The organism is Mycoplana sp. BE70 (genome assembly GCF_031455855.1).
Taxonomy (GTDB): Bacteria; Pseudomonadota; Alphaproteobacteria; order Rhizobiales; family Rhizobiaceae; genus Mycoplana.
In genome coordinates this window covers 88,986-112,916 of sequence record NZ_JAVDTM010000008.1, presented here as the reverse complement: position 1 = coordinate 112,916, position 23,931 = coordinate 88,986, and the positions used below count along the sequence as shown (strand labels likewise).

General features: G+C 64.8%; 19 protein-coding genes and 1 pseudogene. 4 read left to right on the top strand and 16 right to left on the bottom strand.

What is annotated here, in order from left to right:
* Positions 1-7 precede the first annotated feature (7 nt).
* The 5 genes from J2Y48_RS16170 to J2Y48_RS16150 are packed head-to-tail and all read right to left on the bottom strand — an operon-like array spanning position 8 to position 5,954.
* Positions 8-1,516 (bottom strand): aldehyde dehydrogenase family protein, encoded by a 1,509-nt coding sequence (locus J2Y48_RS16170; protein WP_310420022.1) that lies wholly within the window; start codon positions 1,514-1,516, stop codon positions 8-10.
* Positions 1,516-2,295, bottom strand: coding sequence for an enoyl-CoA hydratase/isomerase family protein (locus J2Y48_RS16165; RefSeq protein WP_310420020.1), 780 nt, complete (start codon positions 2,293-2,295; stop codon positions 1,516-1,518). Before J2Y48_RS16165 ends, J2Y48_RS16170 begins: the two co-directional genes overlap by 1 nt.
* Positions 2,288-3,901 carry an acyl CoA:acetate/3-ketoacid CoA transferase gene (locus tag J2Y48_RS16160; RefSeq protein WP_310420018.1) on the bottom strand — a complete coding sequence of 538 codons (1,614 nt, stop codon included), beginning with the start codon at positions 3,899-3,901 and terminating at the stop codon, positions 2,288-2,290. The genes J2Y48_RS16165 and J2Y48_RS16160 overlap by 8 nt, the downstream gene beginning before the upstream one ends.
* A gap of 8 nt (positions 3,902-3,909) precedes the next feature.
* Entirely contained in the window at positions 3,910-4,911 is a 1,002-nt protein-coding gene (locus tag J2Y48_RS16155) for a Gfo/Idh/MocA family oxidoreductase (protein ID WP_310420016.1), read from the bottom strand.
* Complete coding sequence (locus J2Y48_RS16150) at positions 4,908-5,954, bottom strand: LacI family DNA-binding transcriptional regulator (RefSeq protein WP_310420014.1); 1,047 nt, start codon at positions 5,952-5,954, stop codon at positions 4,908-4,910. The genes J2Y48_RS16155 and J2Y48_RS16150 overlap by 4 nt, the downstream gene beginning before the upstream one ends.
* Positions 5,955-6,492: 538 nt before the next feature.
* Here J2Y48_RS16150 and J2Y48_RS16145 point away from each other — a divergent pair.
* A complete protein-coding gene (locus J2Y48_RS16145; RefSeq protein ID WP_310420012.1) occupies positions 6,493-7,659 on the top strand; it encodes a dihydrodipicolinate synthase family protein in 1,167 nt (388 codons plus the stop codon).
* A 208-nt stretch (positions 7,660-7,867) separates the two neighbouring features.
* Here J2Y48_RS16145 and J2Y48_RS16140 read toward each other — a convergent pair.
* From J2Y48_RS16140 to J2Y48_RS16130, 3 genes and pseudogenes are all read right to left on the bottom strand, one after another.
* Positions 7,868-11,049 (bottom strand): annotated as a pseudogene (locus J2Y48_RS16140) (efflux RND transporter permease subunit).
* Positions 11,046-12,008, bottom strand: coding sequence for an efflux RND transporter periplasmic adaptor subunit (locus J2Y48_RS16135; protein WP_310420010.1), 963 nt, complete (start codon positions 12,006-12,008; stop codon positions 11,046-11,048). Before J2Y48_RS16135 ends, J2Y48_RS16140 begins: the two are co-directional and overlap by 4 nt.
* A gap of 104 nt (positions 12,009-12,112) precedes the next feature.
* On the bottom strand, positions 12,113-12,313 hold the full coding sequence (locus tag J2Y48_RS16130) for a DUF2892 domain-containing protein (protein ID WP_310420009.1): 201 nt from the start codon (positions 12,311-12,313) through the stop codon (positions 12,113-12,115).
* A gap of 231 nt (positions 12,314-12,544) precedes the next feature.
* On the opposite strand from J2Y48_RS16130, the gene J2Y48_RS16125 reads away from it, so the two are divergent.
* Entirely contained in the window at positions 12,545-12,838 is a 294-nt protein-coding gene (locus J2Y48_RS16125; protein ID WP_405030242.1) for an ArsR/SmtB family transcription factor, read from the top strand.
* Positions 12,839-13,044: 206 nt separating this feature from the next.
* Entirely contained in the window at positions 13,045-13,740 is a 696-nt protein-coding gene (ung, locus tag J2Y48_RS16120; RefSeq protein ID WP_310420004.1) for a uracil-DNA glycosylase, read from the top strand.
* Between the two features lie 3 nt (positions 13,741-13,743).
* On the opposite strand, the gene J2Y48_RS16115 is transcribed toward ung, so the two are convergent.
* The 6 genes from J2Y48_RS16115 to J2Y48_RS16090 all read right to left on the bottom strand — a co-directional run bounded on the left by J2Y48_RS16115 (position 13,744) and on the right by J2Y48_RS16090 (position 19,602).
* Positions 13,744-14,697 carry a nucleoside hydrolase gene (locus J2Y48_RS16115; RefSeq protein ID WP_310420002.1) on the bottom strand — a complete coding sequence of 318 codons (954 nt, stop codon included), beginning with the start codon at positions 14,695-14,697 and terminating at the stop codon, positions 13,744-13,746.
* 31 nt (positions 14,698-14,728) lie between these two features.
* Positions 14,729-15,967 (bottom strand): FAD-binding oxidoreductase, encoded by a 1,239-nt coding sequence (locus tag J2Y48_RS16110; protein ID WP_310420000.1) that lies wholly within the window; start codon positions 15,965-15,967, stop codon positions 14,729-14,731.
* A 164-nt stretch (positions 15,968-16,131) separates the two neighbouring features.
* A complete protein-coding gene (locus J2Y48_RS16105; protein ID WP_310419998.1) occupies positions 16,132-16,995 on the bottom strand; it encodes a metal ABC transporter permease in 864 nt (287 codons plus the stop codon).
* Positions 16,992-17,822 carry a metal ABC transporter permease gene (locus J2Y48_RS16100; RefSeq protein ID WP_310420341.1) on the bottom strand — a complete coding sequence of 277 codons (831 nt, stop codon included), beginning with the start codon at positions 17,820-17,822 and terminating at the stop codon, positions 16,992-16,994. Before J2Y48_RS16100 ends, J2Y48_RS16105 begins: the two co-directional genes overlap by 4 nt.
* 32 nt (positions 17,823-17,854) lie before the next feature.
* Positions 17,855-18,751: a manganese/iron ABC transporter ATP-binding protein gene (locus tag J2Y48_RS16095; protein ID WP_310419996.1), complete on the bottom strand. Its 897-nt coding sequence runs from the start codon at positions 18,749-18,751 to the stop codon at positions 17,855-17,857.
* Positions 18,748-19,602, bottom strand: coding sequence for a metal ABC transporter substrate-binding protein (locus J2Y48_RS16090; protein WP_310419994.1), 855 nt, complete (start codon positions 19,600-19,602; stop codon positions 18,748-18,750). The genes J2Y48_RS16095 and J2Y48_RS16090 overlap by 4 nt, the downstream gene beginning before the upstream one ends.
* A 302-nt stretch (positions 19,603-19,904) precedes the next feature.
* On the opposite strand from J2Y48_RS16090, the gene J2Y48_RS16085 reads away from it, so the two are divergent.
* Positions 19,905-20,552 (top strand): hypothetical protein, encoded by a 648-nt coding sequence (locus J2Y48_RS16085; RefSeq protein ID WP_310419992.1) that lies wholly within the window; start codon positions 19,905-19,907, stop codon positions 20,550-20,552.
* A gap of 181 nt (positions 20,553-20,733) precedes the next feature.
* Here J2Y48_RS16085 and lysS read toward each other — a convergent pair whose 3' ends face one another.
* Positions 20,734-22,230, bottom strand: a complete 1,497-nt coding sequence (gene lysS / locus J2Y48_RS16080) for a lysine--tRNA ligase (protein ID WP_310419990.1) — start codon at positions 22,228-22,230, stop codon at positions 20,734-20,736.
* A gap of 88 nt (positions 22,231-22,318) precedes the next feature.
* Positions 22,319-23,782: a glutamate--tRNA ligase gene (gene gltX / locus J2Y48_RS16075; RefSeq protein ID WP_310419988.1), complete on the bottom strand. Its 1,464-nt coding sequence runs from the start codon at positions 23,780-23,782 to the stop codon at positions 22,319-22,321.
* Positions 23,783-23,931: the final 149 nt, after the last annotated feature.

Sequence of the window (23,931 nt, the reverse complement as noted above, 5' to 3'; positions counted from 1 at the left end):
GTTGCGTTCATCGCGGCATCCACCAATTCGTGCGGGCGCCGATGTGCATGTTGAGCGTCTTAGTCTCGGTGTAGTCCTCGACCGCATGCCGGCCGAGCTCGCGTCCGAGCCCGGACTGCTTGTAACCGCCGAAGGGCAGTTCGGAGGCGCCGTCCATGAACGTGTTCATCCAGATGGTGCCGGCGCGCACCCGGCGGCCGATCGTCAGGCAGGTGTCGAAGTCGCGGCTCCAGACGCCGGCGGAAAGCCCGTAATCGATGGAATTGGCGATGCGGATCGCCTCGTCGGTCGTCTCGAAGGTCAAAACGGAGAGGACCGGCCCGAACACCTCTTCGCGCGCCACGGCCATTTCCGGTTTGACGCCGGACAGGATCGTCGGCGCCATGAACTGGCCGAGGCCGAGATCGAGTGCTTCGCCGCCAAGGGCGACGTCGGCGCCGGCATCCCGGGCGCCGGACACGTAGCCGGCAATCTTTTCCAGGTGCAGTGGCGTGATGATCGCGCCGACCTGCGTCGACGGATCGAGCGGGTCGCCGACCTTCACCTTCTTCGACAGCTCGGCGATGCGGGCCGTCACCTCGTCGGCGATGTCACGGTGCAGGATCAGCCGCGAGCCGGCGTTGCAGCATTCGCCGGCGTTGAAATAGGCGCCGAAGACGGCGGCGTCCACGAACTCGTCAAGGTTGGCGTCCGGGAAGACGATCTGCGGATTCTTGCCGCCGAGCTCGAGCGAGACCTTCTTGAGCGTCTGTGCGGCGTTCGCCATGGTCAGGCGGCCGACGCCGGTCGAGCCGGTGAAGGAGACCATGTCGACGTCCGGATGCGTCGTCATCGGGGCGCCCACCTCGGGGCCGGTGCCGGTGACGATGTTGACGACGCCCGAGGGTATGCCGGCCTCGGCCAGGATCTCGCCGAGCACCAGCGTCGATCCCGAGGTGAGTTCCGACGGCTTGACGACGGTCGTGCAGCCGGCCGCGAGCGCGAACGGCAGCTTCTGGCTGACGATCAGGAAGGGGAAGTTCCAGGGCGTGATGATCGAGACGACACCGATCGCCTCGCGCAGCACGACACCGAGCGTGCCCTGTCCGAGCGTGTTGTAGCTCTCGCCGTGCAGGTCACGGGCCAGCGCTGCGGCATAGCGCCAGATGTCGACGGCGCCACCGAGCTCGGCCTTGGCCTGGCTGATCGGTTTGCCGGATTCGATGGCGTCGAGATGGGCGAGTTCATCGGCGCGCGCGGCAATCAGGTCGGCGGCCTTGAGCAGGAGGTTGGAGCGTTCGGCGCCGGTCATGTTCGGCCACGGACCGTCGTCGAAGGCGCGGCGGGCGGCGGCAATGGCGCGCTCGGCATCGGGTTTCGTGCCGGCCTGGTAGCGGCTGACGATGACGCCGTGGCCGGGGGCGACGCGCTCCAGCGTGCTGCCGTCTTCGGTCTTGACCCAGTTGCCGTCGATCAGCATACGGAAGTCGCGCGCCTTGTAGTTCGTCAGCGCCTTCGGCTGCACCGTGACCGTCATCACCATTCTCCCTTGAATTCGGCGGGGCGCTTTCCGGTGAAGGCGGCGACGCCTTCCTTCAGGTCGCCGGTCTTGGCGACGAGGATCGAGCCGAGGGCTTCCACCGCGCTGCCATTGTCCTCGCCGTTGGCGACGGCGATCATCAGCTTCGAGATTTCCGTCGCGGCCGGGCCACGCGCGGCGATCCGCGCCGCATACTCCCGTGCAGCCTCGACGGACGTACCGGTGTCCACTACCCGGTCGACAATCCCGAGCTTCTCAGCCTCCGCCGCCGTCAGCACCTCGCCGCCGAGCAGCATGCGGCGCACGGCTTGCGCGCCAAAACGCTTCACCAGCCGCTGCGTGCCGGACCAGCCGGGCACCATGCCGAGCCCAGCCTCCGGCAGGCCGATCTTTACCTGGCTTTCGGCGATGCGGATGTCGGCGGCGGCGGCAAGCTCCAGCCCGCCACCGAGCGCATGGCCGTTGACAGCGGCGACCAGCGGCATGCGCAGGCTCGCCAGCCGCTCGAACACGCGGTGGCCGAAGCGGACCCAGGCATGGCCGAATTCGTTCGGCTCCATGCCGGCCCAGGCGCGGATGTCGCCGCCCGCGGAAAAGGCCTTGCCTTCGCCGGTGAGGATGGCGACGCGCACGCCGGCGTTCGCCTCGATCGCATCGCAGGCAGCGGCAAGCTCCTTCAGCATGTTGATGTCGAAGGCGTTCAGCTTTTCCGGCCGCGCCACGGTCAGCGTGGCGATCGGGCCGTCGATTTCGATGCGGATGCGCTCGTCAGCCACGCTCGCCTCCTGCAATCTGTCGCACGGCCTTGGCCGGCAGTTCCAGCCCCAGCGGCGCCTCGTGGAACAGGGCCGCATCCATCGTATTAAGCTCGTCGGAAACGATCAGCGGGAATTCCGACTGGTCGAGGACATGCGTTTTGAGGTTGACGCCTGGCGCGATCTCGGTGAGCACGATGCCCTTGCCCGTCAGCTTCATCACGCAGCGCTCGGTGACATAGGTGATGTCCTGTCCCTGCTCGATGGCGCGGCGGCCGGAGAAGGTGACGTGCTCGACCTCGTTCACCAGCTTCTTCAGCTTGCCCTCCTTCTCGATGACGAGCTTGCCGTCCGCAGCGGCGAGCTTGGCACCCGCATTGAACATGCCGGAGAAGACGATCTTCTTCGCCCTTGCGGTGATGTCGACAAAGCCGCCGGCGCCGGCGGTCACATGCGGGCGGAACGAGAGCTTGGAGACGTTGACGGAACCATCGCGGCCGATTTCCAGGAAGGAGAGCAGCGAAGCGTCGAAGCCTGCGCCCTGGAAGTAGGTGAACTGGTAGGGCGAGGGCATGAAGGCGTCGGCGTTCGAGGCGCAGCCGAAGGCGAAGTCGAGCAGCGGCACGCCGCCGACGGCGCCCTGCTCGATCACCCAGGTAACGGCGCCATGCAGGCCTTCCTCCAGGAGGATGCGCGGCACGTTGGCAGAGATGCCGAAGCCGAGATTGACGCAGCTTCCCGCCTCAAGCTCCTGCGCGACGCGGCGGGCGATCACCTTCTGGATATTGAACTCAGGGACGCGGAACGTGTCGAGCGGACGCATGATCTCGCCGGAGATCGCCGGGTCGTAGAGGGTCTGCGTCGTCTGCTTCTGGTCGGGGTCGACGACGACATAGTCGACCAGCATGCCGGGCACGCGCACGTCATGGGGGCGCAGCGAGCCGGCCTTGGTGATGCGCTTGACCTGGGCGATGACGATGCCGCCGTTGTTGCGGGCGGCGAGCGCCTGGTCGAGCCCGCCGAGATAGGCGCCCTCGTGCTCATAGGTGAGGTTGCCGCGCTCGTCGGCGGTGGTGGCGCGGATGATCGCCACCTGCGGCAGGATCGCAGGGAAATACAGCCACTCCTCGCCCTCGAATTCGATCTTCTTCACGACCGGCTCGGCGGCGGCCTTGTCGTTCATAGCGCAGCCCTGCCGGGTCGGATCGACGAAGGTATCGAGGCCGACCTTGGTCAGCACGCCGGGACGCTTCGCTGCCGCCTCGCGATGCATATCGAACAGGATACCGGAGGGGATGTTGTAGGCCGGGATGTCGTTGCCGGTGATCATCTGCCAGATCAGCGGCGGCTCGGCGGAGGAGGGGCCGGACGGATAGGAACCGCCGATGATCCTAGCAAGCAGTCCCTTCCTGGCGATGTAATCAACGCCCTTGATGCCGCTCATGTCGCCGGCGGCAATCGGGTGCAGGGTGGTGATGTTCTTTGGGTGGCCAGACGCCTCGAAGCGCTCGCCGATCGCCTTCAGCATCAGGTCCGGGCAGCCGAGGCCGGACGACGACGACACCGAGACAATGGCACCGTCAGGGATCAGCTTTGCCGCTTCGGCGGGGGAAATGTGCTTGCTCATGATGCTACTCAAAGTCCGGGTTCGATCTTGACGGCCTTGCCAGTCTGCGCCGCCTCGACGACAGCAAGGCCGGTCGCCAGCGACCAGACGCCGTCCTCGCCGGTGGCGGCGGGTTTGCCCTTACCGGCGATGGCGGCATGGAAGGCGGCAAGCGCCGTCTCGTAGAGATTGCGGTGGTCGAGCGGCAGGTCCTGCTCGCCCTCGGCATTGCGCAGCGTCACGGTGCCGACCGGCCGCTGGGTCATCACGTTGCGGCCGATCAGCGAACCGTCGGTGCCGTGGACCTCCAGTCCGGTCTCGGCAAATTTGGTGGTGAAGCCGTCATGGAACTGGGCGATGACGCCTGACTTGAAGCGCAGCACGCCCATCACCGCGTCCTCGAGGCCGGCCTTGCCCAGGCCGGCCATCTGCGAAAAGGCGATCGCCTCGACCGGGTCGTCGCCGAGGATGAAGCGCAGCGTGTCGGTGTCGTGGACGGTGATGTCGAGGATGACGCCGCCGCCGGCCTCCGGCCGCTCGAGGCGCCAGCCCTGCAGGTGCGGCGGCAGGTAGACGGCATGGAAGACGCGGGCGGCCAGCGGCTTGCCAATCCGGCCCGCCGCAATCGCATCGCGCATGGCGCGATGGGTTGCGGCGTTGCGCAGGTGGTGGTTCGTCGCCATGACGACGCCGGCCTCCTTGGCCGCCTTCACCATCGCCTGCGCATCGCTCAGGGAGGTCGCCAGCGGCTTTTCGCAGAGGATATGCTTGCCGGCGCGGGCGGCGGCGATGGCCTGGTCGCGGTGCAGCTCGTTGGTCGTGGAGATATAGACGGCGTCGACCTGCGGATCGCCGACGAGATCGGCGGTGGTCGTGACGGCTTTGCCGATGCCGTGGTCGGCGGCGTATTTCTGGCCGCGTTTGGCGCTGGTGCTCATGACGGAGACGATGTCGCCGCCGGTGGCCCGGATCGCCCCGATCACCCATTCATGCGCGATCGTGCTCGCGCCGATCAGTCCCCATCGTGTCATCCGATGTTCCTCCGTCCCATGTCTTTCATCGCCGCGCCGCAACTCTGGCGCACCACCAGCCGAACCGAGGAGACGATCGCCTCGGCCTCGACCCGGCCGGAATTGATCTGCTTCAAAAGCATCTGCGCCGCTCGCCGGCCCATGCCTTGCGGATCGACGGAGACCGTCGTCAGGGCGGGTACGGCCGATTCCGCCTCGATCACGTCGTCGAAGCCGACCACCCCGAAGTCTCGGCCCGGCTCGAGGCCGCGGGCGCGCAGGCCGTCACAGACGCCGAAGGCGACCGTGTCGTTGAAGCACAGCGCCGCCGTCGGGCGATCGGGCAGGAGCATGGCACGCTCGATCGCGGCAACGCCGCCGGCGCGCGAGGGTGCGGAATTGACGACGAGGGCGTCGCCGACGTTCCCGCCGGCGTCCTTGAGCGCGTCGCGATAGCCCTGCATGCGCTCGCCGGAGACGGCCGTGTCGGCGAAGCCCCCGAGGAAGGCGATGCGGCTGTGGCCGAGCGAAATCAGGTGCTCCGTCGCCTCGCGCGCGCCGACATAGTTGTCCGATGTCAGCGAGGAGACCTTGGCGCCGGCGATGTTGCGTACGACGACGACGACCGGGATGCCGGCGGCCGTCAGCGGCTTGAAATCGGCGGCCTCGGTACCGCGCGCCGGCGAGATGATCAGGCCGGAAACGCCGTGCTCGCGCATCGAGGCGATCACCTCGCGCTGGCGGTCGACGCTTTCACCGGTGTTGGCCAGGAACTGCACGAAGCCGGCCGACTGCATGACCATGTCCATGCCGACGGCGAGCTCGGCGAAGAAGGGGTTGGTGAGGTCGTTGACGACGATGCCGACGATCTTCGAGGCGGCCGTCTGGCGCAGGTTGGCGGCGCCGCGATTGTAGACGTAGCCGAGTTCGCGGATGGCGGCGTTGACCTTGGCGCGGGTCTGCTCGTTGACGAGCGGGCTTGCCTGCAGCACGAGCGAAACGGTCGACTTCGACACGCCGGCGGCGCGCGCAATATCGACGACGGTCACCCGGCTCTTGGTCACGACTTCCTCCCGTTCGGGCTTTGCCCCTGTTCTTGAATTTAAGAATAATTGGATCGTTCCAAACTTGTCAAGCGGCTTGTTGGAGGCGCAGCAAGGGGCGGTGGAGCGAGGTGCAGGGGCAGATGCTTCCTCCGATTACCATGAGCGCCTTCGGGTGATCGACAGATTGTGCAGGGCGAGACGCGGCTCTCCGGTGCGAGAGTGCGTGTTTCGCTCATCCTCCCATTCCTCTCCTCGGGTCTGCGCGAGAATCAGTTCCGTTGAAAGACGACGGAATATCAAGGCATTACGGAGGGTGGAGTTTTCAATGCGCGGATCGGGCCGAGCACGACGGAGGGCAAGGACGGTAGCGCCACGGCGAGCAAGGCAGCGGCGAGCCAGGCAGGGGAGGCTGGGAGCGTTCCTCCCGAGTCCAATTTTTTGTCGCCGGTCAGATTGCTGCGCCTGCCCGTATAGATGTCGTCGTCGCTGCCCAATCCGCCCTTGATATTTGGAACGATCTAAATTATGCACAGCCGAAACCGTGGAGGAGGTTCCCATGTCGACAGTTACCCTGCCGAAGGCGGACGGCACGACCGAACGCTACCTGCTTGTCGGAACGCCGACCGACAGACCTTCCCGCCCGCCGGCGTTCAATCGCATCGCCTATGCGGCTGCTCACGTGGTATCCGATCCGTGGCGCGACGCACGGCCATGGAACGATCCGGCGATCGACTGGGACGCGACGATGGCTTTTCGCCATCACCTCTGGTCGCTCGGCTTTCGCATCGCCGAGGCGATGGACACCGCCCAGCGCGGCATGGGGCTGAACTGGGCCGGCGCACAGGAACTGATCCGCCGCTCGCTTGCCGAGGCGCGCACGGTGCCGGGCGCCGATCTCGCTTGCGGGGCGGGCACCGACCATCTCGCGCCCGCCGATGCGCGGTCGCTGGACGATGTGATCGCCGCCTATGAGGAGCAGGTCGGCTTCGTCGAGAAACATGACGGCCGGGCGATCATGATGGCGAGCCGGGCGCTGGCGCGGGTCGCGCGGTCGCCGGACGACTACCGCAAGGTCTATGGCCGCATTCTCGGCCAGGCGAAGGACAAGGTCGTGCTGCACTGGCTCGGCGACATGTTCGATCCGCAACTCGCGGGCTATTGGGGCTCGAAGGATTTCGAGGGCGCGCTGGAGACGGTGCTGTCGGTCATTGAAGAAAACCGGGGCAAGGTCGAGGGCATCAAGATCTCGCTGCTCGACAACGCCAAGGAAGTTGCGCTGCGGGACCGGCTGCCCGAGGGCGTGCTCTGCTTCACCGGCGACGACTTCAACTACGCCGAACTGATCGAGGGCGACGGGCAGAAATACAGCCATGCGCTGCTCGGCATCTTCGACGCTGTGGCGCCGCAGGCGTCGAAGGCGCTGGCGTCACTGGCGGCCGGCAACGTCTCGACCTTCCGTGCCGTGATCGCGCCGACCGTGCCGCTGTCGCGAAAAATCTTCGAGGCGCCGACGCAGTATTACAAGGCTGGTGTCGTGTTTCTCGCCTGGCTCAACGGCCATCAGGACCATTTTACGATGCCGGCCGGCATGCAGTCCGCTCGCGGTGTGCTGCATTACGCCGACATCTTCCGCCTCGCCGACCGCGCCAACGTGCTGGACAAGCCGGAGCTTGCAGCAACGCGGATGAAAAGTTTTCTGGCGGTGCAGGGGATCGCGGAGTAGCGCCGGAGGGCGCCACCGCATTCGCTATTGTACCGGAACGAAACCTTTGTCCAGACGTGCGCGGCGGGGGAACGACATAGTCGGCCGGAGCACTCCCAGCGCCGCACGGTTTGAGGTCGCTCCTGATGCCAGGGCATGTCTCCCCGGTTTCGGGAGACATGCGAAAGGCGAAGGACCTGGGGCGCGGCAAGCGATCTGAAGACGTCACTCAGGTCCTGAGCACGCGATAGATGGCCGGGATGACCAGCACCGTCATCAGCGTCGAGGACGCAAGGCCGAAGAGCAGCGAGATGGCCAGCCCCTGGAAGATCGGATCGGCGAGGATGACCGCCGCTCCGATCATTGCGGCAAGTGCCGTGAGCAGGATCGGCTTGAAGCGGATCGAACCCGCCTCGATCAAAATTTCCGTCAACGGTCGGTCACCGGCATCGGCGTGGCGGATGAAATCCACCAGCAGGATCGAGTTGCGCACGATGATGCCGGCAAGCGCAATGAAGCCGATCATCGAGGTGGCCGAGAACGGGGCCGCAAACAACCAGTGGCCGCCAAGGATGCCGATGAAGGTGAGCGGGATCGGCGTCAGCACGACCAGCGGCACCTTGAACGATCCGAACTGCGCCACGACGAGGATGTAGATGCCGAGAAGGGCGATCATGAAGGCCGCGCCCATGTCGCGGAACGTGACCCAGGTCACCTCCCATTCGCCGTCCCACAGCAGGGTGACCGCACTTTCGTCCTCAGGCTGGCCGTGCAGCGACACGACCGGTTTTGGCAGGTCTGTCCAGTCCTGCGCGTCGAGTGCTTCCTGCACGGCCATCATGCCGTAGAGCGGTGCCTCGAACGCGCCGGCGAGCTCTGCGGTTACCATTTCGGCGGCGCGGCCGTTGTGGCGGAAGACGGGCAAGGAGGTGCGTTCCTCCGCGACCCGCACCACGTCGCCCAGTTCGACCACGCTGCGATCGCCCGGCAGCACGTTGGCCGGTATGGGCGTCGTCAGGAATCGCTCGTCGAGGGTGCGTTCCCCCTTCGGCCGCTCGATCCGCTGCGATGCGAATACCCGATCGTCTTGCCGCCATTGAGGATGGCGACGGTGTCGAATACGTCGCCTTGCTTGACCTGAAACAGTTCCAGGTCGTCGGTCGAGATCGTCATCCGCAGGCGGCGCGCGGCCGTTCCGTAGGAATTGTCGGTGTCGACGATGAAGGGGACGGCGCGGAACGCCGCCTCGACCCGCTCCGCGACCCGGCGGCGCGTCTCGGCGTCGGGACCGTAGATCTCGGCCAGAAGCGTTGCCATCACCGGCGGGCCGGGCGGCGGCTCGACCACCTTGAGGCTGGTTCCGTCGGGTGTCGCCACCGCGGCGATCCGCTCGCGGATGTCGAGGGCGATCGCGTGGCTGGAGCGGTTGCGCTCGCTCTTGGGCAGCAGGTTGATCGCCACTTCGCCCTGATGCGGATCGGTGCGATAGAAGGCATGGCGCACGAGGCCGTTGAAGTTGAAGGGGGCGGCGGCGCCCGCATGGGCCTGGACGGATCGAACCTCATCCATCGCGAGTGCGATGCGCGCCACCGCCTGCGCCACCGCGTCGGTGGCTTCGACCGACGAGCCTTCGGGCAGGTCAATGGTGACGGAAAGCTCCGACTTGTTGTCGAACGGTAGCAATTTCACCGTGACGTCCTTGGTGTAGAACAGCACCAGCGAGCCCAGCGTCAGAGCGCCGACGACGAGAAGGAAGGCCCAGCTTGTGGCCTTGGACGACAGGATCGGCCGCGCGACCGAAGCGTAGATGCGCCCGAGCATGCCACCATGCCCGTGGTTGTCATGGGTGTGAACCGGCCTCCCGCCCGCAATCTTCAGCATCAACCAGGGGGTTACCGTGACTGCGACGAAGAAGGAAAAGATCATCGCGGCGGACGCATTGGCGGGAATCGGGCTCATGTATGGACCCATCATCCCCGACACGAACAGCATGGGCAAAAGGGCGGCGACCACCGTCAGCGTTGCCACGATGGTCGGGTTGCCGACCTCGGCCACCGCCTCGATTGCGGCCTGCTGCCGCTTGCGGCCGTCGCCCATGCCCCAGTGCCGGGCGATGTTCTCGATCACGACGATGGCGTCGTCGACAAGGATGCCGATGGAAAAGATCAGCGCAAACAGCGAGACGCGGTTGAGCGTGTAGCCCATCACCCAGGATGCAAACAGCGTCAGCAGGATGGTGACGGGAATGACGATCGCGACGACGAGCGCCTCCCGTCGCCCGATCGCGACCCAGACAAGCAGGATGATCGACACCGTGGCGAGTCCGAGGTGGAAGAGCAGCTCGTTTGCCTTCTCGTTGGCGGTCTCGCCGTAGTCGCGCGTCACCTCTACGGCGATCTGCTCCGGGATCAGCGTTCCCTGCAACTGCTCGACCCGGTGCAGGATCGCCTCGGCGACGGTTACGGCATTCGAGCCGGCGCGCTTGGTGACGGCGAGCGTGACGGAGGGCACGCGGACAACGCTGCCGGTCTCGCTGCCACGCGTGACGGTCGAGACGAGCGCATCGGTCGTGTCGGTGGCGAATTCGATCGCAGCGACGTCACGTACATAGACCGGCCGGTCGTCGCGCGAGGTGAGAAGCAGATTGCCAATCTGCGCCGGCGTGGCGAGCGTCTCGCCGGCGACCAGCGTGATCTGCTCGCCGTCCTGGCGTAGCCGGCCCGCCGGAAAGGCACGGTTCGCGTTGCCGACTGCTTCTGCGAGCTGCTGGAGGGTAACCCCGTAAAGGGACAGCTTCGACGGGTCGGGGGCGACGCGGATGATCTCGTCGGTCGCGCCAACCAGATAGGCAAAGCCAACATCCTCGATCTTTGTCGTTTCCGTCCTCAATTCGCGGGCGATGCGCGTCAGGTCGTTGGCGGAAATGTGATCCGCCGCCCCGGGCCTCGGCGACAGCGTCAGCGACACGATCGCGACGTCGTCAATCCCCCGGCCGACGATCTGGGGCTCCGGTATGCCGACGGGGATGCGGTCCATGTTGGCGCGCACCTTGTCATGGACACGGAGCACGGCGGCATCCGCCGAAGTGCCGACGAAAAAGCGGGCGGTCACCAGGACATTGTCGTCGCGGGTCTGCGAATAGACATGCTCGACCCCGTCGATCCCCTTGACGATCGTCTCCAGCGGTTCGGTGATGAGCTTTACGGTATCTTCCGCTTTCAGCCCGTCTGCGCGCACCAGGATGTCGACCATCGGAACCGATATTTGCGGCTCCTCTTCGCGCGGCAGGGCAAGCAGCGCGACGAGCCCGAAGGCGAAGGCTGCGATGAGGAACAGCGGTGTGAGCGGCGAGGAAATGAAGGCACGCGTCAGCCACCCGGCCAGTTCGAGCCTGAGGGACGACGGCGTCATGGCGTAACGACCTTTTCTCCGGCGGAAAGGCCGGTCAGTATCTCCACCATGGGCTCGCCGGCGTGGTCCAGTCGTTCCCCCGGCACCACCGCCCGCAGGACAGGCTTGCCGTTGTCGAGGACCGTGACGAAATCGATTCCCGAGCGTGTTTCCATCGCCGCGGCCGGCACAAGGAGTGCATCCCTCTGTCCGACTGGCAGTTGCACGAGGATACGCGCATTGACGAAGGCTTCGTCTAGTTCCGCGACTTCGACGTCGGCGACGACGCGCCCGTTCTCGATGCGGGGATAGATCTTGGCGAACCGGCCAACCATCTCGGTGCCGCCTGCCTGGATGCGGATGTCTGAATCCACTCGCAGCATCTGAGCGTGGCGTTCCGGAATCGCCAGCCGCAGAAAAAAGCCGCCGCTGCCGACCGTCGCGACGGTCTCACCGGCCAGCGCCACGGCGCTGCGGGTCGTCGGGACGGTCAGGACACGTCCGGCGGCGGGAGCGAGCACCTCGCCCTCCTGCTGTTGCCGGACGACCACCGACCGCTGCGCCTCTGCGGCCGCGATCTGGTTCGTCGTCACGTCCAGTTCCGCCTGGAGCTGTTCGAGCCGCTGGACCGTAATCACACCGCGTTCGATCAGGGATTTTCCGCGGCTCAGCTCGGACCGGGCCCGTTCCTGCTGCGAGCGCAGCGCGGCGAGCTGGGCGTCATAGGAGGAGATCTGATACGTGATCTTGTCATCCTGGATGCTGGCAATGCGCTGGCCCGGCTCGACGCTGTCGCCCTCACTGACGAGCAGCTCGGCGATCGTTCCGCCGATCCGTGCCCGCGCCGGGACGAGATCGCGCGTCTCCACACGGCCATAGACCGGCTTCCACTCCGTGATGGCGGTCGTGGTGATTGTCATTTCCCCAGCGGTCGCCGGGCCCGCCCCCAGGAGGAGGGCAGCCAAGAAGATGTAGCGCATTGATGGCCTCGGTCGTGTTCAAAGCATGTCGCCCGAAAGGGGGCCCGTTTCGGGAGACATGCGAAAAACCAAAGAGCGGATGAGTGTGAAGCAGCGAAACGCGCTTAGAAGGCGGTCCCGGACTTGACGCCCAGTTTCTTGAGCAGCTTCGCTGCCGGGCAGAATCCGGTGAAGGCGGACTGCAGCAGGTTGGCGCCGACGAAAACGGTCAGCCAGACGAAGAGCGGCGACACCCAGACTGTTAGGGCAACGGACAAGAGAACCATGAAGCCGGCAAAGGCGAGAATGGACTTATCGAGAGACATGACGTTTTCTCCGTGTTTGATAGATCTGTATATACGTAGTATGGTATATTTACGCAAGACCCCTTGCGAGACGTCGATCGACAGGGGCGCTCGGGCCCCATCAAGCGGGTCGCCGGGCAAGCAGCCGATGCGCCGCATCGGCAGACCAGCCGCTGAACGGAGCTTCGTTTGATGTTGACGATATATGCAAATAACCGTAGATGCATAGGCGTGAAACTAGATGCCGATCTGATGCAGGCCGCGGCCGACGAGGCAAGCGAGCTCTTGAAAGCGATGTCGAACCGGCATCGCCTGCTGATCCTGTGCCAGTTGATCGAAGGCGAGAAATCGGTCGGCCAACTGGCCGAATTCCTGGGCATTCGCGACTCGACGGTCTCGCAGCACCTGGCGCTGTTGCGCAAGGACCGCCTCATCGCCGGACGGCGCGATGGGCAGACCATCTGGTATCGCATCGAAAGCGAGCCGGCCCGCAACGTCGTCGGGGCACTGTACAAGACATTCTGTTCTCCCGGCGCCGCGACCTGATCCGAAGGTAGACGAGATCCGGGCGGCATCGCGCCATTGGCCGGGCGGTGTGCGCGCCGCAATTTCCTCGTGGTTCCCTTTTGGCGTTCTGGCGCTTTTCGAGCATGTGCAGGGCTGCACAAGTTCTGAAATCGGCGCCGGCACCGATTTCAGTTTCCACATGCATGCGCTATCCAGAACCAAAGGCTCAATACGGAGAGAGCGGTATGTCGGTAGCGGAAGTTCGGATCGGGGAGAGCTGGAGGGGGCCGCTCTCGGCAGAGTTCGACAGTCCCTACATGGCGGGACTGAAGGGTTTTCTTGTCCGCGAGAAGGAGCAGGGCAAGCGCATCTTTCCCAAGGGGACCGAATATTTCCGCGCGCTTGACCTGACCGCGCTGGAGGACGTCAAGGTCGTGATCCTTGGTCAGGACCCCTATCACGGCGAGGGCCAGGCGCACGGCCTCTGCTTCAGCGTGCGGCCCGGCGTGCGCATCCCGCCGTCGCTCGTCAACATCTACAAGGAAATCGAGGCCGATCTCGGCATCCCAAGGGCGCGTCATGGCTTTCTGGAGCACTGGGCGCGGCAGGGCGTGCTGCTGTTGAACAGTGTTCTGACTGTGGAAATGGGCCGTGCCGCCTCGCATCAGGGGCAGGGCTGGGAGCGCTTCACCGATGCGGTCATCCGCGCGGTGAACGAAAGCGACAAGCCGGTCGTCTTCATGCTCTGGGGTTCCTATGCGCAGAAGAAGGCGGCGTTCGTCGACCCGCAGCGCCATCTTGTGCTGCGCGCACCGCATCCCTCGCCGCTCTCCGCCCACAGCGGCTTCCTCGGCTGCCGGCATTTCTCCAAGGCGAATGCGTTCCTGGAAAGCCGCGGACGCCAGCCGATCGACTGGCGCCTGCCCGCCAGTCCGGATTAGGTCTCAGGCCGGGCGGGAAAGCGTCTCGGCAATCAAGGCCAGCACCGCGTCGGCATCGATGCCGATACACGCGTATTGGCTCGGCAACTCGTCCCAGTTGCCCGGCGGAAAGGTGCGGCCATCCGGCTTCTGGATCGTCTGGCCGTCGGCAATGCCGCCGGCGACGACACGGATCGTACCGCTGCGGGTGGAGAACAGTTCCGGCGCCACCAGGTAGACGCAGGCGCAACTGTCGTGCACGACCATGCCGTCCTTCACGTGCCGGCCGTAGAAGTCGATGTACAACTGGGAGATATCGGAAAGCAGCTTTGCCCGCGCGCCGCCTTTCGCGACAATCTCGTTCAGCAGCGTGCGCGTCATCACCGTCTTCATCGTCACGTCGAGCCCGACGACCGTCACCTTCCAGGGTGCCGTCATCACGACATCGGCCGCTTCCGGGTCGCCGTGGATGTTGGCTTCGGCTGCGGGTGTGATGTTGCCGGGCACGTCGAAGGCGCCACCCATGATGATCACCTGCTTCACCAGCGCGGCGATTTCCGGATCCTCCTTCAGCGCAAAAGCGAGGTTCGACATGCGGCCGACGGCGATCAATGTTACTTCGCCCGGGTTTTGCCGCACGGTGTCGATGATGAAGCGGTGGGCGGGGCGGGGATCGATCGGCAGGTCGATCGTCTGCGGCACATCGATATTGCCGAGCCCGTCATGGCCATGGATCATCACTGGCCAGTCGGTCGGATTGCGCATCGGGTTGAAGGCCTTGCCGTCGCCCTTGGCGACGGGAGCGGCAATCATCCACTCGCGCTTCAGGAACAGCGCGTTCCGCGTCGTCGTCTCGACCGAGGCGTTGCCGAAGACGGTGGTGATGCCGATCAGGTCGATGTCGGGATGCTGGTGCAGGAAGAGCAGAGCCATGGCATCGTCGATGCCGGGATCGGTGTCGAATATGACCTTGTGCATGGTGGCGGTTCTTTCGAGGTCTGCAGTGCGTCTACTGGAACCGGCGGATCGAGAAAGCGTCGAGTTCCGGGCTGGCCTGGCCGGCAAAGAGGGCGGCCACGTGGCGCCCGGTGGCGGCCGACAGCGTGAGGCCGAGATGGCCGTGGCCGAAGGCAAAGGCGATGCGCGGGTCACCCGGGTGCAGGCCGATGACCGGGATGGAATCCGGCGTCGAGGGGCGGCGGCCCATCCATTCCGTGCCACCGTCGTCCGGCAACTCCGGAACGTAGCGGCGCATCTTCTTGCGCATTGCGGCGGCGCGCGCGTAGTTGGCGGCGGTGTCGGGTTTGGCCATTTCCACGGCGCCCCCGACGCGTAGCATGTTCTCGAACGGCGTTGCGACAAAGCCATGTTCGGAGAAGAACACCGGCATCTCCAGCGTCACCGACGGATTGACGAAGGTGGTGTTGTAGCCACGCTCGGTCTCGAGCAGCACCTGCAGGCCGAGCCGCTCGACGAGCGCCTTGGACCAGACACCGGCAGCGACGACGACCTTGTCGAAGCGATGGGTGTTCTGGGCCTCGGTGCGAACCGATATGCCCTGATCGTTCCATTCGATCGATGAAACGGCGGCATCGATGAAGGCCGCGCGCTCGCGAATCGATGCCTGCAGGCGGCGCAGGAAGGTGAGGGGATACTCGAAGGTCTGATAGCCCTGGTTGAACACGGCGCCGGCGAAATTGCCGCTCAGCGCCGGAACGCGGCGGCGCGCCTCGGCCGCATCAAGCTTCTCGATGTCGAACCCGCCAAGCAGGCGGGCGTTTTCGACCTCATGAGCGAAGGCCTTGTCGCGGGCGGCTTCCGTATCGAAGATCGTCAGCGCTCCAGTCTTGCGGATGTAGCCGGAGATGCCAGCCATCTTCGCCATGGAGGCGTGATCGGCCGCCGCGGTTCGCATCAGGAATGTCAGCGCCCGTCGGGATTGCTCGACCTGACCCGGCCGTGAGGACAGCAGGAAGCGCGTCAGCCAGGGCAGGAGAGAGGGGAGGTCCTTCCAGCGCACCGTCAGCGGTCCGAGCGGATCAAGCAGCCAGCCCGGCGCCGACAAGAGCATTCCGGGCCGCGCGATCGGGTCGATTTCGGGAGCGGCGAGGATGCCGGCGTTGCCGACGGAGGCCGGCAATCCGCCCGCGTCGCGCTCGATGACCGTCACCTGGTGGCCGCGGTCGAGAAGGTGAAGTGCTGTGGCGCAGCCAATAATGCCGCCGCCGACGATGCCGATATGTGCCATGCCTGTCCTGCTAGGTCCGCGCGGTGGCTCGCCATAACGGGAGGCCACCTCCTGATCGGGGCGGACGATAGACGGAAAAGAAAGGCCTGTCGACCGCGCCCCGGGCGGTCACGCACAGCTGGTTTCGGCCGTCGCCACCGCCCGCGACATCGTCTGCCCCATGGTCAGTGGCGCGCCGATGGCCCTGGAATCTCATTCGCCGTCTGCCGGCTGCGCATGGTCTGCACGACGAAGGCAGCGACAAACAGAACCGTCATGAGAACGACGATCGTGGGTGCCGGGGCGCTGTCGAGGAAGAAACTGAGAAAGATTCCCGCAAGCGAGGCAGTGACGGCTATGGCCACGGCGGTCGCGAGCATGGTTGCGAATCGCCGCGTCAGAAGCGCGGCGATCGCGCCCGGTGCCACCAGCAACGCCACCGACAGGATAATGCCGACCGCCTTAAGTGCGCCGACGACAACCAGCGACAGCACCGCCAGCAGGCCGTAGTGCAGCAGGTTGACGGGCAGGCCGATCGCCGCAGCGTGCTGCCGGTCGAACGCCTGCACCAGTAGGTCCTTGCGGAAGAACAGGATGAAGGCAGTGCAGGCGAGTGCAATCAGCCCCGTTTCGACGAGGTCTGAGGGCGCGATGCCGAGCATGTCGCCGAACAGGATATGGTCGAGGTGGACGTCGGATTCGATCGCCACATAGAGCACGATGCCGAGCCCGAACATGCCGGAGAAGACGATGCCCAGCACCGTGTCCTCCTTCACCCGGCTGTTGGTGCGGATGTAGCCCGCCGCAAGCGCGCAGAAGAGACCGGCAACGAAGGCGCCGACGGCAAAGGGGAGGCCGACGACGTAGGCGATCACGACGCCCGGCAACACCGCATGGGAGACGGCGTCGCCCATCAGCGACCAGCCCTTCAAAACGAGATAGCACGACAGCAGCGCCATCGGTACGGCGATCATCAGTGTCACGGCGAAGGCGTATTGCATGAAGCCGAGGCGGAACGGCATGAGGGCAAGGTCAAGGAACTCGCTCATGCAATGCCTCCGCGCTGTTCGATGGCAAGCCTTCCCTTGCGACGAAGCGCCAGCACCCCGTGCTTCGGGGCGAAGGCGAAGGCGGTCAGGAATATCAGCGTCTGCAGGACGACGATGATGCCGCCGGTGGCCCCGTCGAGGAAATAGGAGGCATAGGCGCCGACCAGGCTGGTGCCGGCGCCGAGCAAAGCGGCGATCACGATCAGCCGCTGGAAGCGGTCGGTCAGAAGATAGGCGGTGGCGCCGGGGGTGACGACCATGGCGATGACGAGGAAAGCGCCGACCGTCTGCATGGCAGCGACGGTGGAGGCGGAAAGGAGCGTGAAGAACAGGAGCTTCAGCGCCAGCGGCTTCAGCCCGATCGAGCGGGCATGGTTCTCGTCGAAGAAGGTGACCATCAGGTCCTTCCATTTCAGGAGCAGGATCAGCAGCGTGACGCCGCCGATAATGGCGAGCTGCAGCGTGTCGGAAGGCGTGATGGCGAGGATGTTGCCCAGCACGATCGTCTGGATGTTCACCGAGGTCGGCGACAGCGAGACCATGAACAGGCCAACGCCGAAGAAGGAGGTGAAGATCATGCCGATGATCGCGTCCTCCTTCAGTTTTGTGCGGTGGTTCAGGAACAGCATGGCGCCGGCGGCGAGCCCGCCGGAGAGGAAGGCGCCGAGCGAAAACGGCAGCCCGAGCATGTAGGCGCCGGCGACGCCGGGCACGATCGAGTGCGAGAGTGCGTCGCCGATCAGCGACCAACCTTTCAGCATCAGATAGGCCGACAGGAAGCCGCAGATGCAGCCGACCAGCGCGCTGACCCACATGGCGTTGACCATGTAGCCGTAGCCAAAGGGTTCGAGGAGCAGGGTCACTTTCCGGCCTTCTCCGTTTCTGCTGTCTCGGTCGTCTCGCTGCTCTTCTCGCCATAGATAACGAAAGGCCGCTCGTCGTCGGTGATCACCTTCACCTGGCGCGGATCCGCATCTTCGTGCAGGTCGTGGCCGGAGAGGATGAAATGGCGCAGCACGCCGCCGAAGGCGCGCTCCAGGTTGGCCTCGGTGAATGTCTCGGCGGTCGGGCCGGAGGCGATTACCGTGCCCTTGACGAAGACGGTGCGGTCGCAGAAATCCGGGACGCTGCCGAGGTTGTGGGTGGAGACGAGCATGACCCGACCCTCGTCGCGCAGCGTGCCGAGCAGTTGGACGATCTGCTCCTCGGTGGTCACGTCGACGCCGGTGAAGGGCTCGTCGAGCAGGATCACCTGGCCCTCCTGGGCGAGCGCGCGGGCGAGGAAGACGCGCTTGCGCTGGCCGCCGGAGAGCTCGCCGATCTGGCGCTTGCGGTAGTCGCTCATATTGACCCGGGCGAGCGCCTCCGAAACCATCTCGTGGTCGCGTTTCGTCGGAATGCGCAGCCAATTCATGTGGCCGTAACGGCCCATCATCACGACGTCCTCGACGAGGACCGGAAAGGTCCAGTCGACCTCCTCGGCCTGCGGCACGTAGGCGACGAGGTTCTTGCGCAGCGCCTCGCGCACCGGCATGCCGAGAATCGTCACCTTGCCGCCGGCGAGCGGCACGAAGCCCATGATCGCCTTGAAAAGGGTGGACTTGCCGCTGCCATTGACGCCGACAAGGGCCGTGATGGTGCCCCGTGGCACCGAGAAACTGGCATGCTTCAGCGCGGTGACGCCGGTGCGGTAGGTGACGGTGACGTCCTCCGCAACGATGCCGTCGGCCAGTTTCCTGCGGTTGCCCATCATCATTGCGAGAGGCCTTTCACGATCGTTTCCGAGGTCACGCGCAAAAGGTCGAGATAGGTCGGGACCGGGCCGTCGGCTTCGCTGAGGCTATCGACGTAAAGAACGCCGCCGTAGGCCGCGCCGGTTTCGGCGGCAACCTGCCGGGCCGGCTTGTCGGAAACGGTGCTTTCGGAGAAGACGACGTGGATGTTGTGCTCGCGCACGGCATCGATCACCGCTTTCACTTGCTTGGGCGTGCCCTGCTGATCGGCGTTGATCGGCCAGAGGAACAGTTCCTTCAGGCCGAAATCGCGGGTGAGGTAGGAAAAGGCGCCCTCGCTGGTGACGAGCCAGCGCTTGTCCTCCGGCAGTTTGCCGAGTTCAGCCTTGATGTCGACGGAGAGGGCCTTGATCTTCTCGCCATAGGCCTTGGCATTCGCCTCGTAGACAGCGGCATTGGCCGGATCGATCGAGATGAGCGCCCTTCTGATGTTTTCGATATAGATCAGCGCATTGTCCGGGGACATCCAGGCATGCGGGTTCGGCTTGCCCTCGTATGGGCCCTCGACGATGCTCATCGGCGCGATGCCGTCCGAAACGACGGCACTCGGGACATCGCTGAGATTGGCCAGGAATTTTTCGAACCAGCGCTCGAGGCTGAGGCCGTTCCAGAGCACCAGCGTCGCATCCTGCGCCTTGAGAATGTCGCGCGGGGTCGGCTGGTAATTATGGATCTCGGCGCCGGGCTTGGTGATCGACTCCACGGTCGCGGCGTCGCCCGCCACGTTGCGGGCCATGTCGGCGATGACGGTGAAGGTGGTGATGACTTTCGGCTTTTCCTGGGCTGCGGCTGCCGCGAACCCTCCGAACGTCATGAGCGCTGTTAGAAGGGCTGCTTTAGCCAACCGGGCAATCATGTGAAATCCCAAAACGCTATTGCAAATGATTTGCAATAACGTATCGGCGGTGCGGCGGGCTGTCAATGCAATTGCAAATCATTCTCAATTATGGCGGGTGTTAACCATTCGAGACGACAAGCGGGGGCGGACGTCGGATATTGGCCGCGCGCAGCCATTCTTTAAGATTTCGGAAACGCCCCGCGACCTAGGCTGAGCTAGGGTCCTGCGCCAGTTGAGGCCTGCGTTTTTTTCTTCACGATATAGAGTAGTGCGTTCCGGTGAAGTTCATCCCCTCGAAGCTGCGCCTGCCCAAGAAGGTGCTGATTCTCCTCGCAGGCGTCGTTGTCCTGACCGGGGCATCAGGAGCCGTGGCCGCGCTCGTCGGACGTGAAGCCATTCTGGGGCCGCGACCGGAGCGCATCTCCGGCGTAGCCTGCACGACGGTCTTGACGCAGCGCCAGGAACAGGATGGCCAGCGCTGGATCCGCCACTACATTCGCGCCAAGGCCGAGGACGGCGATGTGCGGATCAAGACGGCGCTGCGGGTGGCCGGCGCGCTCTCCAACAAGGAGCAGGCAGATCTCTACCAGGTCGTTCTGCTTGACGAGGCAGGTCCTGCTCAGCGGGCGGATATGCGGGGTCGCGCGATCGGCGCGGAAGTACTGTTTTCCCGCGATCCCGGTAAGGTTCCTGGCATGAACGCACCATTCCAGGCGAGCTATGCCGAAGGCACGGCCGCGGAAAACGGCGAGTTCTACGGCGAGCGCAAGGCGCTCGATCTCGACGAGATCAAGGGCATCGTCACGGCGATGGCGGAGCGGGCGGAGTGCGCAGATCCTGCGGCCGAAGGCGGCGAAGTGGCGAGCGCAGGAGAGGCCGCCCCCGCTACAGAAGGCTCCCACGAGGTCGCGGCGAACGGACACTGACGCGCAACGTCAGGCGCGAAGCGTTCCCCTTCGTCACGCCGGCCTTGAGCCGGCATCCAGCTGCCGCGTGTCGACGCGGTGAAACGGCTCATAGTCCTTTAGCATTCTTCGCGCCGCAGACGTGGCGTTGTCGGACACCCCGGCTCAAGACCAGGGTGACCAAATGCCCGAGCTCATGAACTCAGTCGTTTTTTGCCCGGCGGGCCGGGAAGAGGATGACGTCGCGGATCGACGGCGCGTTGGTGAGTAGCATGATCAGGCGGTCGACGCCGATGCCGAGGCCACCGGCGGGCGGCATGCCCTGGTCGATCGCGTCGAGGAATTCTTCGTCGAGCTGCTTGGCCTTCTCGCCGCGGGCATGCGCCTGCTCGAGCTGTTCGACCATGCGGGCGCGCTGCTCTTCCGGATCGTTGAGTTCCGAGAAGGCGTTGCCGAGTTCCCAGGTGTTGCAATAGGTCTCGAAGCGCTCGACCAGACGCGGCTCGCCCGGCACTTCCTTGGCAAAGGGCGAGATGTCCTTCGGGAAATGGGTGACGTGCGCGGGCTGGATCAGCGTCGGCTCGACCTTCTCCTCGAAGATGAAGGCCAGGCACTCGCCCCAGGTCCAGTCCTTCTCGACCTCGAAGCCGGCGGCCTTGGTGGCGGCGCGGGCTTCCTCGTCGGTCTTGATCGACAGGAAGTCGATGCCGGTCACCTCCTTGACGGCGTCGGGCATCGGCACGCGGCGGAACGGGCCCTTGAAGGAGATTTCCTTGTCGCCGTAGGCAAATTCGGTCGAGCCGTGGATCTTCACAGCCAGTTCAGCGAACATCCGCTCGACGAGGTCCATGATGTCCTCGTAGTCGGCATAGGCCCAGTAGCACTCCATCATCGTGAACTCGGGGTTGTGCCGGGTCGACACGCCCTCGTTGCGGAAGTTGCGGTTGATCTCGAACACCTTGTCGGTGAGTCCCGAAACCAGCGTGCGCTTCAGGTACAGTTCCGGCGCGATGCGCAGGAACATGTCGAGCTTCAGCGTGTTGTGGTGCGTCTTGAACGGTTCGGCGGTGGCGCCGCCGTAAACCGAGTGCAGCATCGGCGTCTCGACTTCCATGAAGCCGTCGTTCTCCATGAAGCGGCGGATGCCGGAGACGATCTTCGAGCGCTGCTGGAAGCGCAGCTTCGATTCCTCGTTGGTCATGATGTCGAGGTGGCGCTTGCGATAGCGGATCTCGACGTCGGAGACGCCGTGCCACTTCTCCGGCATCGGCAGCAGCGACTTCGTCAGCATGATGATTGCTTGCGCGTTGATCGTCAGCTCGCCGCGCTTGGTGCGGCGGACAATGCCGGTGACGCCGATGATGTCGCCAATATCGATCATCGGCAGCAGGCCACGGGCCTCTTCTGGCGTCGTGTCCCTGTGGCTGAAGATCTGGATCTTGCCGGAGGCGTCATGGAGGTCCATGAACATGCCGGAATTGCGCGAGGAATAGACGCGGCCGGCAACGGTGACGACGTCGCCGCTCTCGGTGTCCGGCTCCAGGCCTTCGTATTTCTCCGCCAACTCGGCATTGGTCATCGTCCGGTGGAAATGCGCCGGATAGACGTCGCCGATCTGCTCGCGCAGAAGGTCGAGCTTCTGGCGGCGCACTTCGGTGGCGTCGGAGGAGAGGGCGGTGTCGGTCTTGGTGTCGGTCATTGTCTGTCTCGCCTTTTCGGGCTTTTGATCTGGGTCGCCGGAGCGGCAGGCGCTGCAATCCCTCCCCACCAGGGGAGGGGCTTCGCCCTCATTTTCCGCTGCCGACCATCGAGGCCACCACCTGCGCGGCCACCTTCAGGCGCTGGCGCACGACGGAGCGGCCGAGGATCGCCATGGAATCGAACAGCGGCAGCGAGCGCGACGAGCCGGAGACGGCGACGAACAGCGGCGCCAGCACCACCTTCAGCTTCTTGCCCATGCGGTCGGCGATCGCGCGCAGTTCCGCCTCGATGCTCTCGACGTTCCACTCGAAGATCTTCTCCAGGTCCGGCTGGACCGTGTTGAGGACCTCCAGAATTTCTTCCGGCGTCGATTTGATCTTGGCGAAGGCGGCGGGCTCGAGGCCAAGGTCGGACTTCAGCAGGAAGCCGGCGAGATCCGGAAGCTCGCCGAGCTTCGTGATGCGCGACTGCGACAACTTCAGGCCTTCTTTCAGCCGGTCGTTCTCCATCGCCCAGGCGAGTACGCGGGCGGCGAATTCCTCTTCCGAGAATTTTTCGCGCAGCCAGCGGCCATTCAGCCAGTCGAGCTTCTGGATGTCGAAGATGGCACCGGACTTGGACAGATTGTCGGGATCGAACTTCTCCGACAGCTCGGCCATCGTCATCAGTTCCTCGCCCTCGGCGATCTGGATGAAGAACAGGCCGAGGAAGTTCATCAGCGCTTCTGGCGCATAGCCGAGCGCGGAATAGTAGGAGATCGAGGTCGGGTTCTTGCGCTTCGACAGCTTCGACTTGTCGGCATTGCGCATCAGCGACAGGTGCATGAACACCGGCTCGTCCCAGCCGAAATAGCGGTAGAGCAGGATGTGCTTCGGCACCGAGGCCAGCCATTCCTCGCCGCGCGCCACATGGGTGATCTTCATCAAATGGTCGTCGATGACGTTCGCCATGTGGTAGGTCGGCATGCCGTCGGCCTTGATCAGCACCTGCATGTCGACGGAGTCCCACGGGATCGAAACGTCGCCATAGACGCCGTCGCGGAAGTCGCAGGAGCCCTCGGCCGGGATCTTCATGCGCACGACGGAGGGTTCGCCGGCAGCCATGCGTGCGGTCACTTCCTCGGCCTTCAGGTTGAGGCAGAGGCCGTCATACTTCGGCTGCTTGCCTTCGGCGCGCTGGGCGTTGCGCATCTGCTCGAGCCGCTCGGGCGTGCAGAAGCAGCGGAAGGCGTGGCCCTTGTCGAGCAGATCCTGGGCATAGGGCTGGTAGAGGTCCTTGCGATCGGACTGGCGGTAGGGACCGTAGGGACCGCCGATATCAGGGCCTTCCGCCCATTCCAGCCCGCACCACTTCAGCGCGTCCAGCACCTTGGTCTCGAATTCCGGCGTCGAGCGGGTGGCGTCGGTGTCCTCGATGCGCAGGATGAAGGTGCCGTTGTGCTTCTTGGCGAACAGGTAGTTGAACAGCGCGATGTAGGCGGTGCCGACATGCGGCTCACCGGTCGGCGAGGGGGCGATGCGGACGCGTACGTTCGTTGCGGAGGTGGTCATGGGTTGCTCGGTCCGGTCGAATGCTCTGACGCCGTTCGCCGGAGGAGTTCCTGCGTGATCGGCTCATGCTTTATGGGAGGGAAAGCCCGATATGCCGCCAAATTGCGGCGGAGACGGAGTTTTCCATTTGGTCAGGGGTGAGACCATAT